General features: G+C 62.7%; 17 protein-coding genes. 6 read left to right on the forward strand and 11 right to left on the reverse strand.

Annotation, left to right across the window (positions count from 1 at the left end):
- The first annotated feature begins 23 nt into the window (after positions 1-23).
- Genes BFW87_RS23990 through BFW87_RS24010 form a run of 5 tightly spaced genes read left to right on the forward strand, consistent with a single transcriptional unit; the run spans position 24 to position 3535 of the window.
- Entirely contained in the window at positions 24-401 is a 378-nt protein-coding gene (locus BFW87_RS23990; RefSeq protein WP_078742193.1) for a hypothetical protein, read from the forward strand.
- Positions 394-2547, forward strand: a complete 2154-nt coding sequence (sctC, locus tag BFW87_RS23995) for a type III secretion system outer membrane ring subunit SctC (RefSeq protein ID WP_078742194.1) — start codon at positions 394-396, stop codon at positions 2545-2547. Before BFW87_RS23990 ends, sctC begins: the two co-directional genes overlap by 8 nt.
- Positions 2544-2753, forward strand: a complete 210-nt coding sequence (gene hrpT / locus BFW87_RS32460; RefSeq protein WP_078742195.1) for an HrpT family type III secretion system protein — start codon at positions 2544-2546, stop codon at positions 2751-2753. Before sctC ends, hrpT begins: the two co-directional genes overlap by 4 nt.
- A gap of 5 nt (positions 2754-2758) precedes the next feature.
- Positions 2759-3118 carry a hypothetical protein gene (locus tag BFW87_RS24005; RefSeq protein WP_078742196.1) on the forward strand — a complete coding sequence of 120 codons (360 nt, stop codon included), beginning with the start codon at positions 2759-2761 and terminating at the stop codon, positions 3116-3118.
- Between the two features lie 36 nt (positions 3119-3154).
- Positions 3155-3535, forward strand: a complete 381-nt coding sequence (locus BFW87_RS24010) for a type III secretion system chaperone (RefSeq protein ID WP_078742197.1) — start codon at positions 3155-3157, stop codon at positions 3533-3535.
- Between the two features lie 188 nt (positions 3536-3723).
- On the opposite strand, the gene sctU is transcribed toward BFW87_RS24010, so the two are convergent.
- From sctU to BFW87_RS24065, 11 genes are read right to left on the reverse strand one after another with little or no spacing between them, the layout of a single operon-like run.
- Positions 3724-4806, reverse strand: a complete 1083-nt coding sequence (sctU, locus tag BFW87_RS24015; RefSeq protein WP_078742198.1) for a type III secretion system export apparatus subunit SctU — start codon at positions 4804-4806, stop codon at positions 3724-3726.
- Positions 4807-4819: 13 nt separating this feature from the next.
- Complete coding sequence (gene sctT / locus BFW87_RS24020) at positions 4820-5626, reverse strand: type III secretion system export apparatus subunit SctT (protein WP_078742199.1); 807 nt, start codon at positions 5624-5626, stop codon at positions 4820-4822.
- A gap of 2 nt (positions 5627-5628) precedes the next feature.
- Positions 5629-5892: a type III secretion system export apparatus subunit SctS gene (gene sctS, locus BFW87_RS24025; protein ID WP_078742200.1), complete on the reverse strand. Its 264-nt coding sequence runs from the start codon at positions 5890-5892 to the stop codon at positions 5629-5631.
- Between the two features lie 7 nt (positions 5893-5899).
- Positions 5900-6553: a type III secretion system export apparatus subunit SctR gene (sctR, locus tag BFW87_RS24030; protein WP_078742201.1), complete on the reverse strand. Its 654-nt coding sequence runs from the start codon at positions 6551-6553 to the stop codon at positions 5900-5902.
- Positions 6553-7647, reverse strand: coding sequence for a FliM/FliN family flagellar motor switch protein (locus tag BFW87_RS24035; RefSeq protein WP_078742202.1), 1095 nt, complete (start codon positions 7645-7647; stop codon positions 6553-6555). Before BFW87_RS24035 ends, sctR begins: the two co-directional genes overlap by 1 nt.
- Positions 7644-8204 carry a type III secretion system HrpP C-terminal domain-containing protein gene (locus BFW87_RS24040; protein ID WP_078742203.1) on the reverse strand — a complete coding sequence of 187 codons (561 nt, stop codon included), beginning with the start codon at positions 8202-8204 and terminating at the stop codon, positions 7644-7646. Before BFW87_RS24040 ends, BFW87_RS24035 begins: the two co-directional genes overlap by 4 nt.
- Positions 8201-8647 carry a type III secretion system stalk subunit SctO gene (gene sctO, locus BFW87_RS24045; RefSeq protein ID WP_078742204.1) on the reverse strand — a complete coding sequence of 149 codons (447 nt, stop codon included), beginning with the start codon at positions 8645-8647 and terminating at the stop codon, positions 8201-8203. The genes BFW87_RS24040 and sctO overlap by 4 nt, the downstream gene beginning before the upstream one ends.
- A 3-nt stretch (positions 8648-8650) precedes the next feature.
- The gene (locus BFW87_RS24050; protein ID WP_078742205.1) at positions 8651-10015 is read right to left on the reverse strand and encodes a FliI/YscN family ATPase; all 1365 of its coding nucleotides are present in this window, start codon (positions 10013-10015) and stop codon (positions 8651-8653) included.
- Positions 10012-10968, reverse strand: coding sequence for an FHA domain-containing protein (locus tag BFW87_RS24055; RefSeq protein WP_078742206.1), 957 nt, complete (start codon positions 10966-10968; stop codon positions 10012-10014). Before BFW87_RS24055 ends, BFW87_RS24050 begins: the two co-directional genes overlap by 4 nt.
- The gene (gene sctV / locus BFW87_RS24060) at positions 10965-13058 is read right to left on the reverse strand and encodes a type III secretion system export apparatus subunit SctV (protein ID WP_078742207.1); all 2094 of its coding nucleotides are present in this window, start codon (positions 13056-13058) and stop codon (positions 10965-10967) included. The genes BFW87_RS24055 and sctV overlap by 4 nt, the downstream gene beginning before the upstream one ends.
- Positions 13055-14326, reverse strand: coding sequence for an HrpJ domain-containing protein (locus BFW87_RS24065; protein WP_078742208.1), 1272 nt, complete (start codon positions 14324-14326; stop codon positions 13055-13057). Before BFW87_RS24065 ends, sctV begins: the two co-directional genes overlap by 4 nt.
- A 269-nt stretch (positions 14327-14595) precedes the next feature.
- Here BFW87_RS24065 and BFW87_RS24070 point away from each other — a divergent pair, with 269 nt between their 5' ends.
- On the forward strand, positions 14596-15135 hold the full coding sequence (locus BFW87_RS24070; protein WP_078742209.1) for an RNA polymerase sigma factor: 540 nt from the start codon (positions 14596-14598) through the stop codon (positions 15133-15135).
- The last annotated feature ends 14 nt before the right edge of the window (positions 15136-15149 follow it).

The raw sequence follows: 15149 nt of genomic DNA on the forward strand, positions 1-15149 counted from the left end.
GCCAGGCCGATGCGCCGCGCCCAATGGAATGTTGGGTAGACGGCGTCAACATCAGCCTGCACCTGGTGGGTGGGGGCGTGCGTTGCAGCGTCGAATTGCTCGACAGTACCCAGAGTCACCCAACCGCGCATTTACAGTTGGCACTGGCCCAGGGCGGCGCAAGCCTGGCCTGTGAATGCCGTGGCGCTATTGCGCTGGATCCGCATGAGCAGTGCCTGAAACTGCTGGTGTGGATGCCCCAGCCGGTGGCCGCCGATGCGCTGATGACGGCGATTGGCGACTTGATGGATCAGCGCGGCGCCTGGCTGAGCCTGGTGAACGACGCCATCGCAGCGCAGAGCCTGCCCGCGGCGCGTCGCACGGTATTGGGTGGCTGGCAGCAGGGGGTTTTTAATGTTTAAGGCTTATGGCTATGCGCTGCCGCTCTTGATGGCCCTGAGCTTCGGCGCGGCCGCGGCGGTGCCCGACGACTGGAAGCAGACGGCGTATGCCTATGAGGCCAATCAATCGCCGCTGTCCACCGTGCTGACCGATTTCACCACCGCGTTTGGCGTCAAGCTTGACCTTGACCCCACAATCAGCGGCACGGTGGACGGCAAGATGCACGCCGACAACCCCCAGGCTTTCCTCGAACGGTTGGCGTTGGAGTATCACTTTCAATGGTTCGTTTATAACAACACCCTGTATGTCAGCCCGCGCAGTGACCAGACCTCGGTGCGTATCGAGGTATCGCCCGACGCAGTCGATGACCTGCAAAAAGCCCTGACCGATGTCGGGCTGCTCGACAGCCGCTTTGGCTGGGGCATCCTGCCCGACGAGGGCGTGGTGCTGGTCAGGGGCCCCAAGCGCTATGTCGACCTGATCCGCGACTACAGCGAAAAAGTCGAGAGCCCGGATGAAAAACAGGAAATCATCGTGCTGCCGTTGCGCTATGCCAACGCGGCTGACCGCACTATTCAGTACCGCGACCAGCAACTGAAAGTCTCGGGCGTGGCCAGCATTCTGCAAGGCTTGCTCGAACCCAAAAACCAGGGCTCCATTGGGGCAGGCATCTCGTCCAACCTCTTGGGCGGCAGCCCCACGCCCAGCCTGTTTGGCGGTTACGGCGCTGCGGGCTCGGGCATGCTGGACGCCTCCCAAGGGCTGCAGGACGGCACGCGCGGCCTGATCGCCAGCGTCACCAGCTCGGGTTCGCATTCGCTTAAAAACCCCAGTGACAGCACGCGCAGCGGCAAAATTCGCGTCGAGGCGGATGAGCGCAACAACGCCGTGCTCATCTATGACTTGCCCAAACGCCAAGGCATGTATCAAAAGCTGGTGGCGCAGCTGGACGTACCGCGCAACCTGGTGGAAATCGACGCAATCATCCTCGATATCAACCGCAACGACCTGGCCGAGTTGTCCAGCAACTGGAGCACCACGTCCGGTAAATCGACCCTCAGTGGTGGCTTGAACCCGACGGGCTCGACTTCGACGGTTTCGATCAGCAACCCCGGCAAATTCTCCCTCGCCCTGCAAGCGTTGCAGAGCAATGGCGCGGCGAAAATTATCGGTAACCCGTCGATATTGACCCTGGAAAACCAGCCGGCGGTGATTGACATCAGCCAGACCGAGTACCTCAGCGCGACCGGCGAAAACGTCGCCGATATCGTGCCGATCACTGCCGGCACCAGCTTGCAAGTGATCCCGCGTACCGAGAGGACTGGCGACAAGAAGGACATTCAACTGGTGGTGGACATCGAGGACGGCGAAATCGACGCCTCGTCGATTAACGAGACCCAACCGAGCGTGCGCAAAGCCAACGTCAGTACCCAGGCAGTGATTGCCGAAAAAGGCTCGCTGGTGATTGGCGGCTTTCACACCAACGAAGACAAAGACACCGTGAGCAAGGTGCCCTTGCTCGGCGATATTCCCTACATCGGCAACCTGCTGTTTCGCTATCACAACCATGAGATCAATCGCCGCGAACGGGTGTTCATCCTGACTCCACGGGTCATCGGCGATCAGGTCGACCCGGCGCGCTACGCGGTCAATGGCAATGCCGACGACCTGGACGATGCCGAGCAACTGATCAAAGACCGCCGCTCCGGGCACGATGTGGTTACCCGCGCCGCTGTGCAGCGGTCCATGGTCAGCCTGGCGAGCGGTGTGGTGCCGTCGGGGTTTGGCGACGGGACCGCCGGCTTGCCGTTCGAGCCCGGCACCCTGTGCGATGCGCGCGCCGACGGTGTGACCCTGGATACCACGCGGTCGCAATGGTACGGCCGCAAGGATTGGGGCATCGCCGTGGTCGTTGCGCGCAACACCTCGCCCCAGCGCGTGCGTCTCGACGAGAGCCTCTGCGGTGGCCGCTGGGTACTCGGTGTTGGCGCCTGGCCCCATGCCTGGCTCAACCCTGGCGAAAAGGCCGAAGTGTTCATCGCCTTGCGCCAGCCGGCCGGCGCTTATCCGAATAATCAACTGCGCAACTCGCTGCTCGATGCGCAAGCCAGCCAGCCCTTGGCCGCGCCCGCAAACAAGCCCCTGGGTAAAGGACCCAAGCCATGACAACCAAGCTGCTGATTGCGCTGACGACGCTGGCGTTACTGACAGGCTGCTCGAGCTTTGCCGACAAGGGTTGCCGCGCCGAGGCATGTAAACGCCCGGACTCGGGCCCCGCACAATTGGTGATCTGGTGGCCGCCGGATATGCGCCAGGGCCTGGACGATGCCAATCATGAGGTGGATTTTACCGTTACCCCGATAAAGGACTGACTGTGATGCATGACGTGAAAGGAAAATCGACTTTTTATGCGAGCGTGGCGGCCAGCCAGGCGGCGCACTGGCAGGTCAACCCCGGTGTGACGTTTGTCAGTCGTTGCGAGTACCGCACCTGGGGGATTGCGCTGCAGATCGATCGCCGCGCATTGCGTCCAGGGCAGTTGGATAAATCCCTGGTGCGGCGCTTCGAACGGCCCCATGACTTTGATGAGTACTACCTGTTCCTCGACCCCTCGCGTGATTTCGTGGTCTGGCACGCGGTACCGCCATCACTCGCCAATGATGGCCGCACGCTGGATGTGATTCGCCAGCAACAATTGGCGTTGGTGGGGCTGGAACACCTGACCGATCTGGCTTGACCAGACGAATATTGATCACCAAAAAGGAGTTTGCACATGAACAGCGCTGAAGTACTGATAGAACACTTGGGGCAACGTCTGGGCACTACGCTGGCGTTGAATGACGGTGTGTGCGCGTTGTACTCGGGCGAGCGTGAGTCGGCGATTATAGAAATCCCGCCGGCCGGGGATATGGTGGTGCTGCATTGTCAGATCCCGGTGTCCAGCGGGTCTGGCTTGGCGGAGCAGATGCTGCGGTTGAATTTTGATATTGATGCGTTGCATGGCTGCTGGCTGGCGCGGGATGGGCAGGGGGACGTGCGGCTGTGTACGCAACTGCCGCTGGCCGGTCTGGTGCCTTTGAGTTTTGTGAATTGGGTGTTGGGGTTTATTCAGCAGGTGGGCGATACCCGCCGGGTATTGGCCTCCATTCGTTAATGGTTGAAGAGGATTGCTGTAATGCGCTAGCCCTGGCTAGCGCTTAAACGACGGGAGATAAAGCTGTTGTGGCGAGCGAGCTTGCTCGCGTTGGGTTGCGCAGCAGCCCCAAAAAAAAAGGGAGCGCTGCGCACTCCAACGCGGGCAAGCCCGCTCGCCACAAAAGCCCGCTCGCCACATCAAGCGCGCTACAACTCCAGATCCCTGACCTGAATCACCTCATCCGTCACTTCATCCAGCTGTTTGATTACCTGATAAATCTTCGCCACCGCTTGCAGTGTCGTTCGCGGGATGTGGCGGCCGGTGCGGGTTTTGGCCAGGTTGCGGGCGAGCCATACGCATTGCACCACCGGGACTTTGGCTTTTTTTGCGCGCTGGATCAGTTCCAGGGCTTCATCGTCGAGGCCTTTGCAGTGGATCAGCGGCAGCGGCGTTATGCCCGCCCGGTAGTAGAGGGCGACGGCGAAGTGGGTTGGGTTGACGATGACCATGTCGGCTTCTTCAACGGGTTTTGCCGGGGCGCTGGGGGCGGAGTGGGCCAGTTCGTGGGCGAGTTGGCGGCGATGCCCTTTGATGTGGGGGTCGCCCTCCGATTCCTTGTATTCCTTTTTGATGTCGTCCTTGCTCATGCGCAATTTCTTGGCGTGGAAGTACTTCTGTATCGCCAGGTCGGTGATCGCCAGTATCAGCAGCAGCCCGGCGGTGATTCTGAGGATGCGCCGGAACAGCGCCACCAGTGCATGCCAGTAAGTCGCGAGGTCGGTATTGGCCAGCAGGATCAGGGTGCCAAGTGCCGGCTTGACCACCAGGTACAGCACCACGCAAATGAACGCGGCTTTCAACACGCTCATCAGCAGGTTGCTGAGGTTTTGCCCGGAGAACATCTGCTTGATCTGATTGATCGGGTTGAGCTTGTCCAGTTTCGGCTTGAGCGCCTTGGGCGCGAACAGAAAGCCAAACTGCACCCAGCTGCCCGCCAGGCGCATCAGCATGGCCACGCCAACGGACATGATCGAGAAACTCACCAGCAGCGCCAACGCGTCGCTGGCGGTCTCGGCGGCGGTATGCATGAAGGGTTGATTCATGCGTTGCAGCGACAACCCCATCAGGCGCTTGAGGCTTTCCATGCTCTGGTCCGAGAGGCCCAGCACGGTTTCGCTGACCACCTCCAGAATGGCCAATTTCACCAGGTCGGGGCTTTGCGCGACGTCGCCTTTCTCGCGACTGTCGCGCTCCTGTTTGGGCGTGGCTTTCTCGGTTTTTTCGCTCACGGCCGCGCCTCGCTCAAGGGTGGACGACAGGGGTCTTGGCCAGCAGCCCCAACAGGTGCTTGAGGTCCAGCAGGCCCTGGACCTGCCCGCTGCCCAGGTCTTTGAGGGTTGGCCAATAGATCAGGAAGAACGCCATGCCGACCATGCATTTGGCCGGCATGGCCAGGCTGGAGACCTGCAACTGTTGGGCATACAGGCCGATGATCGCCAAGGCTGCTTCGATCAGCAGCAACAGGCCGATAAAGGGCGCTGAGTACAGCATCACGTGCTGCAGGGTCTGGTTCAGTTGTTCGAGCAGAACCGCGAGACCCTCGGCGTCGAGTACGGGAAACCAGGCCGTGGGCGGCCAGACCGCGTAACTGTCCCAGATCACTTGGGTCACGATCGAGAACCCGCCGCCCAACACCACCAGCATGATCAACGCCTCCTGGAACAACGCCCCGAGGGCCGTCACGTCCGGGCCCAGGGCCGGGTTCAGTTGGCCGCCACTGAGGGCGCCGCGCTGGCTGTCGAACAAGGCGCCGACGGAGGCGAACATCCAGAACGGCGCGTACATCAACAGCCCGAGCAAAGTGCCGAGCATCGACTCCTTGAGGGCCAGCCCGAGGATGCTCGCCCAATGGTCGCCTTGCGCCACGAGCGCCTGGCCGATCGCCGGGCCCGGGATCAGCGCCAAGGCGCAGACCACCCCAAAGCGCAGCGGCCCCTTGAGGTACTGGAAGCAGAACACCGGCACCAGAATCATGACGGGCGTCAGCCGCGCGGCCGCCAACGCCATACCCAGGATGAAGGTGTAAGCGCCAGTGATATCAAACGGCATGTTCAATGTTGTCCCGAGTTCGCGATCAGCGTGAACGCAGCGTTGGTTAGCTGAATCATTTCCACGCCGATCCAGCGCCCGGTCATGGCCAGGGTCAGGCCGACGGCGACCAGCTTGACCCCGAAGGGCAGGGTCTGGTCCTGGATCTGCATCAGGGCCTGCAGCAACGAAGTCACGACGCCGACCAATACCGCCACGCCCAACGCCGGGGCGGTGAGGATTACCACCAGGTACATGCCCTGGTTGAACAACGCCAACGCTTCCACGGCAACCTCACAAATACGAGTAGAAAAGGCTGTCGAGCAAGCGGCTCCAACCCTCGACCAACACAAACAGCAGCATCTTCAACGGCAGCGAAATAGTCATGGGCGACACCATTTGCATGCCCAGCGCCAGCAGCAGGTTGGAAATGATCAGGTCGATGACGATAAAGGGGATGTAGATCAAAAAACCGATCTCGAACCCCTTTTGCAGCTCCGACAACACAAAGGCCGGCACAGCGATCAAAAAGTCTTGTTTGGTGGCGGCGTCAGCCATTTCCCTGGGCCACATGCGCTGGGTGTTTTCCAGCAGGTGCGTCTGGATATCGGGGGCGGTATTGCGGCTCATGAACGCCTGCAGCGGCTCGAACGCATAGCCGATATTGGCGCGCATGGCAGAGGTGCTCGAGAGCTCCACCGGATGCGTCTGTAAGCGTTGGTTGATCTGGTAAACCACCGGCGCCATCACAAACAGCGTCGCCGCCAGGGCGATGCCGTACAGCGCCATGTTCGGCGGCACCTGCTGCACGCCGATGGCGTTGCGGGTGATCAGCAGCACCGTGGAAATTTTCAGGAACGCGGTGCACACCATCAACATCAGCGGGATCAGTGACAGGGCGCCCAGAAACAACGCCAGCGTGATCGGGTTGGTGCCGTCGAGGCCCATTACAAGGGCTCCATACGGGTGATCTGCAGGCCCAGTTGACCATCGATGTCCACCAGTTCGCCGTGCGCCACCGCGCGCTCGCCGTAGTACAGGCTGGCACGGCCCGGCCGCATGCCCGGTACCGGTAATACGCTGCCGGGGCCCAGTTGGCGCAGTTGCTGCACCGTCTGCATCAGGTGGCCGCAGCGCAGAGTGAGGTTCAGGGTCAAGCCATCGAAAGGCGCGTGCTCCTCGCCTGGGGAGGTGTCATCCAGCGGGTCCGCCTCGACATGCTGGGCATAGCTTTGGGCGGCATAGGCCTCGTGCGGTTCATCGCCATAGGCTGCCTCCGTGTCGTCGGCCGCTGCCGGGTCGCTGTAATAATCGTCGTCTTCCACAAACACGTGCTCCAGCTGATGCAGGGTAAAAGACAGCTCAAGGCCTTGGCCCTGTAGCTGTCCATAAAAGCGCCACGGCCCGAGGCGGACCTGGCCGTGGCCGTCGGTATCAAAAAACGCTTGCTCGATCAGCACTACGTCGGCCGGGCGCACACTGCGCAGCGCGCTCAGGGTCAAGCCCGAACGGCCGAGCACGATGGGCGCGCACAGGCGCAGTTGCTCGGGAAACGGCGCCAACAGGGGTTGCCAGTCGCCACCTTCGAGCAACCCCAGCCACGTCGCGGCGCTGGCGTACAGGTGCACCGTGAGCGCCTGTTCACCCAGGGTGATGTGCAGCGCGCAGGCCACTGCGCCGGGCGGGGCGAGCACGGGTTGCACCAGCGGTTCGACGTGGCCCAGCACCGCCTGCAGTTCAGGCGCCAGGCCTTGGTTGAAATGCTGCCAATACCAGGCCTGGAACTCGCCGCCGAGCATCGCCGGAACACTGCCGAACAGGCTCAAGGCGGCGCTGGCATCAGTCAGCCAGAGCCAGCCACTGCGGGTCTGCAGCGCTGTGCCATCGACCGGCGCGGCGTCGGGGCGCAGGGGCGTGAGTTGCAGATGCCCGGCCTGTTCGCCGACTCGATAGCTCAGTTCCAGGCCACGGCCCAAGAGGCGCGCGGCGCCGGCGTCGACCGCACTCAGGCGGCGCAGGCACAGCGGGCGGGCGCTCGTCATAGGCTGCGCAACACCAGCTCGACGGGAATCCCGCAGGCCTGGCTCATGGCGTCCTCGCAATCGGCATGGGTGTTCTGCACGCGCTGCAAGGCGTCGGGTTCGGCGAACCCGAGTTCCAGTTCCAGATAGCCCGGGCGCTGTTGCGCCTTGAGCAGGATTTTGCCCAACTTGGGCATGAACAACGTGACGCTGATGTGCTCGCCGGCCTGGGCCAGCCAATGGGTACTGAGTTCTTCCACCAACTGCGCCATGGCCGGCGCCGACAAGCCCGCGCCGGGGCTGCCGTCATGAGGCGTTTGATCGTCCGACTGGCGCTCACCCACGCCCAACACCATCAGGTTCTCGAAGAAAAAACCGTCGCTGGCATTCGCTTGGCCATCGCTGGCGGCCTGCGTCAGATTCGCCTGCGACGCATGGGTACGCCTGGCAGCCGCACTGCTGTTGGGCGCCGCACGGGCAGTGGCGCCGGGCACTGTGTCACGTCGCGTCGGCGCCACCGGGTTGGGCTGCGTCACGGGTGCGGTGTGGCGACTCATTGGTTTCAGTGGTTCGCTCATGACGCGTGCTCCAGCAGTTCAATCAGGCAGCCGAGTTTCTCAACCGCGCGTTGGCAGCTTTTGGTGTGCAGCCGCGCCTGATCCAGCGCCGTCTTGAGTTGAGTCAGGTTGTCGCGCATCAGCGCCACGCGCCCCTCCATATCGTCCAGGTGGTGCAGCAGCCGTCGCTCTTCGGCGTGCCACACGTCAATGGTGGTCAGGTCCACGGTGCGCAGGCTGTTGGTCTGCGTCAGTGCTGCGCGTTGTTGCCCCTGGAGTTCGCGCTCGCGTTGCAATTCGCGCTGGCCGGCCTCCAACTGGTCGGCGGTGCGCTCGACCAGAGCCTGCAAGTCGCGCTGACGGCGCTCGGCGCTGGCCTGGCGGTGTTGGCGCAGGGGCGTGAGGATGCTCACCACCTCGCTCAGGTCCGCGCTCTCGTTGTCGGGTTGAACGTCATCGTCCATGGGCTACTCCGGCATTTGTGAGGTCAAGGCGACCAGGTCTTCGAGCGTTTGCTCGAGCGCGACGGGCACGCGTAGGTCCTGGCGCAGGAACTGATTGATCGCCCCGTTGAGCGACACGGCGCAGTCGGTCACGGGGTCGCCGCCGGGCTGGTATTCGCCCAGGCGCAGCAGCATTTCTACTTGTTGGTAGGCCGCCATCGAGCGGCGCAGGCGGTTGTTGGCCTGCAGGTGTTCGCGGTGGGTGACGTTGGAGAGCACACGACTGATGCTGGCCTGCACGTCGATGGCCGGGTAGTGCCCGCGCTCGGCAAGTTTGCGTGAGAGCACGATGTGCCCGTCGAGCAACGAGCGGGCCTCGTCCGCCACCGGGTCGTTCATCGAGTCCTGCTCGATCAGTACGGTGTAGATCGCGGTGATCGAGCCTTGCTCGCTCATGCCGGCGCGTTCGACCAGGCGCGGCAACAGGGTGTAGACCGACGGCGGCAGGCCGCCACGGCCGAGGGGTTCGCCCGAAGCAATGCCGATCTCGCGCTGGGCCCGTGCGAAACGGGTCAGGGAGTCAATCAACAGCAGCACTTTGAGGCCCCGGGCGCGAAAGGCTTCGGCAATCGCAGTGGCCGTGAAGGCGGCGCGCGCACGCTCCATGCTGGAACGGTCGGACGTGGCGCAGATCAGCACCGAGCGCTGGCGCAGGGTGTCATCGAGTTCATGATCGAGAAACTCGCGCAGTTCACGGCCGCGTTCGCCGATCAAACCGAAGACGATGACGTCGCAGTCCATGTTGCGCGCCAGTTCCGCCATCAGCGTGGTCTTGCCGCAGCCGGCCCCGGCAAACAAACCGACGCGCTGGCCCTCGCCGAGCAGGATCGCTGCGTCGATCGCGCGTACCCCGGTCGGCAACGGGCTGACAATGCGCGGGCGTTCGGTGGCAGGCAGGGCTTGCGCGATCACCGGCATGCTGCCCGGCGCCGTCGGGTCGATGCACAGTGCATCGGCGCTGCCCGGGGTCAACGCGCGGCCAAAACCGTCGAGCACCGAACCGAGCAAATGCGTGCCGACCTGGATGCGGTGGGAGCAGCCCAGCGGTTTGATGCGCGCCCCGACCTGAATACCGTCGGGCGTGCCCAAGGCGCTGAGCAGGGTTTCATCGCCGGAAAACCCGACAATTTCCGCAAGCATCGGCTCGCCGTCGGCCTTGAACACTTCGCAGAGCTCGCCGATGGTGGCGCCGGGCATATGGCATTCAAGCAGGATGCCTTTCACGGTGCTGACCCGGCCGCTGACCTGCACCGGCGAGAAGTCCGCCAGTGCCCGCCGACGCGCCTCGCCCCAGGCGTGCAGCGCGGCCTGGCGAGCGAACTGGCTCACCAGGCCACCTGGTAGTGTTGGGCGCCGTCGAACTCGATGGTCTTGTCGTCGATGCTGACCAACTTGATGCCGTCACGCTCATCCCCGACAAACATGCGCCGGCCGTCCGCGGTGACGATATGCGCCTGCGGACCTTTGAGCACCTGCACAATCACAAACGGCAGGTGCGTCTGGAACACGTTGACCTTATCGGCCAGGGTCAGCCCTTCGGGCAGTTGCGCACGGGCGCCGGCGAGCATGCGCTGGTAAAGCGCGAACGCCTCGCCTTTGAGTGTGCCGTTGAACACCAGGTTATTGCCGTCGTCGCTGAGGGTGACGTCGGCGTCGAGCAGGCGATCACTGAGCATGTGCTGCAGGCGCTTGCGCACGGCGGCTCTGGCGCTGGCGGCGTCCACCGCCAGCGCCGGGTTTTTGCCCAAGGGCTGGGTGACGTCGTTGGCGGGGCGGGTGAATGCCCAGGCGCTGCTGGCGATGGTCACTATCAGGCCGGCGACCGCCAGGCGCTTGCCGTAGGAGGGGCGCGAGCGGGTCTCCAGCGGCGCCGCTTCAGCTGCTGGCTGCGGCGCGTGCGACTCGACCGGCACGCTGGCTTGCGGGATCGGCGCCAACTGCCAGCCGCTGTCCACGGGCGTGAGGCACAGCCACACCTGGCCCAACGCAAACGGCTGGTTGACCTGCAATTGGGCGGTGGCGGTTTGATGACCTTCGGCGTCGGTGATCAGGCCGTCAGTGCCCTGCAGTTGCCAGCCCTCGTCGCTACGTTCGAGCGCAAACTGGCCCCCCGCAAACGCGGGGTCGTGCAAGGCCAGGTCGTGGCTGTCACTGGCGCCGAGGGTCCATTGGCCGCCGATCAAAGGTAACGCCGCGCCCTGGTGAAGGCCGTTCAATACGCGCAGTTCCACCATTGAACCTGCGTCGGTGGCCGCGCCTTGTGCCTGGTTTTCACGATTCATGCTGCATGCTCCCCGGCCAACAGTTGAAGGTCATCTTCAAGGTCCAGGCGCCCGAGCACCTTGACCTGGGCCGAGCCGTTGAGCTCGGCGAACGACAACACGGGAATGTGATGGAATTCATCTTGCAACAGCCCGCGCAACGGGCTGCGCAGGTCTTGCGCCACCAGCAGCACCGGGGTTTTCTTCGAGCGCTGCGGGAAAGCCTGGCGTAACTGCTCGACCAACTGGCGGCTGGCGTCATTGGTGAGGGCGAAGAAGGTTTCGGCCTGGGTCTGGCGCAGGCAGTCACGCAGCAGGTTTTCGCTTTCCGGCGTCAACAGCCACACCAGCAACCCTTCTTCACCGCAGTACTGGTGATAGATCAGGGATTTGAGCGAGATGCGCACGTAATCAGCCAGGGCGCTTACTTCGCGTTCGTGGGTGCCGTGCTCGATCAGGGTCTCGACGATCAGGCGGATCGCCCGCAGCGGCACGCATTCGGCGGCCAGGCGTTGCAGGACGCCGGCAAAGCGCGCCAAGGGGATGACCCGCTGGAGTTCCTGGGCCAGTTCCGGTTGCTCGCTTTCCAGCCAACCGAGAATCGCCTTGCTCTCTTGCAGGCCGATAAATTGCGGACCACAGGCCTGCATCACGCGGGCCATGCGTTCGACCACCAGGGTCGATGACGTGACGGTTTCCCACTGCGGGTCGACGTTGTGCTGGGCGGGTATCCACAACCACTGGGTTTCGTCCCGGGCCGCGCTGCCGGCAACGCCCACCTCCACGCCAGCTTGCAACGCGTCATCCTGGGCCAGCGCCACCTGGTTGCGGGTCAAGGTCGCCCGCAGCTTGGGCACTTCATACACCGAGAAACGGAACTCATCCGGGTCCACCAGGTTGCTCAACTCGATATCGAAGGAGGGCAGGGTGATGCCGTATTGGCTGACCAAGCGGTTACGTTGCTGGCGGATCTCAACGATCACCTGCTGGGCGAGGGCCTGGTCTTGAGCGGGGTGAAATTGCAGCAGGAAGGCGCGGCACGGGAAAAACTTGCGGATGTCTTCGTGGCCGTTCTGCTCGGGCGCCAATTCGGCGACCGGCGCGGCTTTGGGCCCCGGACGCTGACGCCGCAACTGCATCGCCCCCGAGACCCCGGTGATCAGCGCGATCACGATAAACACGGTGGTCGGCATACCGGGCAGGGCGGCAAACCCCAACATGGCCAGGGACGCCATGATCCAGGCCTTGGGTTGGCTGGTCAGTTGTTCGGCGATCTCGCGGCCGATATTCGCGCCGGCGACCACGTTGTCGTTGGTGACGCGGGTGATGATCATGCCGCTGGTGACGGAAATCAGCAGCGCGGGAATCTGCGCGATCAGGCCGTCACCGATGGTCAGTACCGAATAGACCTGCATCGCATCACCGGCCGACATGCCGTGCTGGATCACGCCAATCGAAATGCCGCCGATCAGGTTGATCGCCACGATGATCAAACTGGCGATAGCGTCGCCGTTGACGAACTTCATCGCGCCATCCATCGCGCCGAACAACTGGCTTTCCTGACCCAGTTCCGAACGGCGACGCCGCGCTTCATTGACGTTGATCAGGTTGGAGCGCAAGTCACTGTCGATCGACATCTGTTTGCCGGGCATGGCGTCAAGGGTGAAGCGCGCACCGACTTCGGCCACGCGCTCCGAGCCCTTGGTGATCACCATAAAGTTGACCACGGTGAGGATCAAAAAGATCACCAGGCCCACCGCCAGGTTGCCACCCACCACAAACTGGCCGAAGGCCTGAACGATATGCCCGGCATCCTGTTCCAGCAGAATCAGGCGCGTGGTCGAGATCGACAGCGCCAGCCGGAACATGGTGGTCAGCAGCAGCACTGCTGGGAACGTCGAGAACGCCAGCGGCCTGGGCAAGTGCATGGCGAGCATGATCAGCAGGCAGGAAATGCAGATGTTGATCGCGATCAGCACGTCCACCAGCGGTGTCGGCATGGGGGTGATCATCATGAACACGATGGCGATCACCACGAACGCGCCGACCACCTCGGAGCGTTTCATGGCGCTGATGGCGATCGCATTGAGCAGGTTGATCAGCTTGTTCATGAGCCCACCCCTATCGCGCGTTCAGTGCCGGGGCCAGGCAACGCGGCCTGCAGGCTTGGCGTTTTGGCAGGGCCGCCGATGGCCGGGGGCGGGGCGCTGCTGACGAGGTTTTTCTCCTGGATCGTCAGTTGGTTCCTGAGCAGTAACAGGCTGGCAAACGGGTTTTTGCTGTTTTTATCGACCTTCCACCACGACTCCAGCTCCTTCATCAGCGGGCTCAGGCCGTTGAGGAACACCAGTTGGTGTTTGAGCGAATTGCCGCCCATGCGCGTGACCAGCGCAGCGACGGCGTGCGCGCGTTGTTCACCGATACCCAACAGGTCGCGCAGCAGCGCTGGTGCGGTGACGCTCAAGGCCGGGTTCAGTTTGCGCAGGCGTTGCAGCAACGTGGCGCAATGCTCGAACAACGCGCCCAGCTTGGCGGCGGTGGCCAGGCCTTTCATCAGGGTTTTCAAGTGACTGCTTTTGATCGACGGACGCAGGGCGGCGAGGTCATCGGCGATGGCGGACTTGAGGTAATTGAGGGCGCCGAGGAACGACTCGCGGTCAAGGTTGCCCTGGGGGTCGGCATGCTCGAGCAGGGCGGTGATCATCCGCACCAGGGTCTGGTCGCCGATCACCGTGGCGTAGTAATGGTCGCGCAGGGTTTTGCGGCCCTTGGGGTCTTTTGTAACCCGCGAGAACACCTTGGCGGTGTTGATCCCGGCGAAGGCCTGTTTGCCATGTCGCACTTCCAGGATGCGCAGGTAACCTTCGAGACGGGCTTTTTCCGTGGCTTCTTCGGAGGTCTCCGGGTCGCCGACGTCGGCAGTTTTTTTGTGCTTGGAGATGTCGTGCAGCGCGGTGTGCAACAGCACATGTGCCACGGCCGGGTCGCCGCCGGCGACCTGCATGACGGTTTCCATGCCGCGCTCTTCGGTCTCGGCGCCGGCACTCTCAAGCGTTGCAACGCCGTCTTGCAGGCGCAGTTGCTTGCGCATGCGCATGACCGCTGCATTCATCCCGGCGTTCTGCGGGCCCATCAGCAGGCCGTAGAGTTCCTGGGCCTTCATGCTCTTGGCGAACTGTGTCACTTCCCCGACCAACACTTCACGCGCATTCAGGCTTTTGCTGGCTTCGGCCATTGCCGCGCCGAATCGCGCCGCATCTCTGGACGAGGTGCCGACCTGCTGGGCAGCCGGGTGCGCGCCGGTCTCGGCAACGGCCTGGGGCTTCTGCGTGGGCATCAGGTGGTGCATGGGGGTGAGCGGCGGCATGTCGATTTTCATAAGAGCATCTGTCGGTTCGCGTGCCAGTGAAGGGGTGTGAGTGGTGAAAAACACGCGAGGGTTCCGCTTTAAAAGCGCGCCAGTCGATAACACGCTGAAAAGTGCAAAATTAAGTCGTCACCGACTGACATGTTTTGCAACAACTTGCACATATCTTGAAACACAAAATTACAGGTTGTTGATTTATAAGAGAATTTTTCGCCTTTGGTAGCTGGCACGCCCCTCGCTATAGGTATCGAGCGTAATTCCAGCTTGATGAGGGGTTCACCATGTACAGCCAAACCGCTACTCCCACCTCTATGCCTCGCGCCTGGCGTGTTCGCGACCTTGATGCCGTTCACATCCAGAAACTTCGCGGGTTCATCCGCAAGCGCGTCTCCGATCAGGAAGATGCTGAGGACCTGCTCCAGGGCACCCTGCTCGAAGCCTTGCGCAGCGAGCAAAAATTCAACCAACAGTCGCTGCCGCAAACCTGGTTATGCGGGATCGCACTGAACCTGGTACGCAGCCATTTTCGCAGCCTGGGCAAACTGCCGTTTCAAGGTTCGCTTGAGGATTTCGAGCACCAAAGCGTGGGGGGGCAGGTCGAGATCGACCGACATGTCGATCAGCACCGTCAACTGGTGCGCGCGATCAGCGCGATTGATGACTTGCCTTGCAGCATGCGCGAAATCATGACCATCAATTTGGAACTGGATGGCAACTACCTGGCGACGGCCATGAGTTTGGGCGTGCCGGTGGGCACGGTGCGGTCGCGCTTGTCCCGTGCGCGCGACCACCTCAAACGGTCGGTCGTCAGCACGCTGTAGCGCGCAAATGGATT

Source organism: Pseudomonas fluorescens (assembly GCF_002022275.1).
Classification (GTDB): domain Bacteria; phylum Pseudomonadota; class Gammaproteobacteria; order Pseudomonadales; family Pseudomonadaceae; genus Aquipseudomonas; species Aquipseudomonas fluorescens_AJ.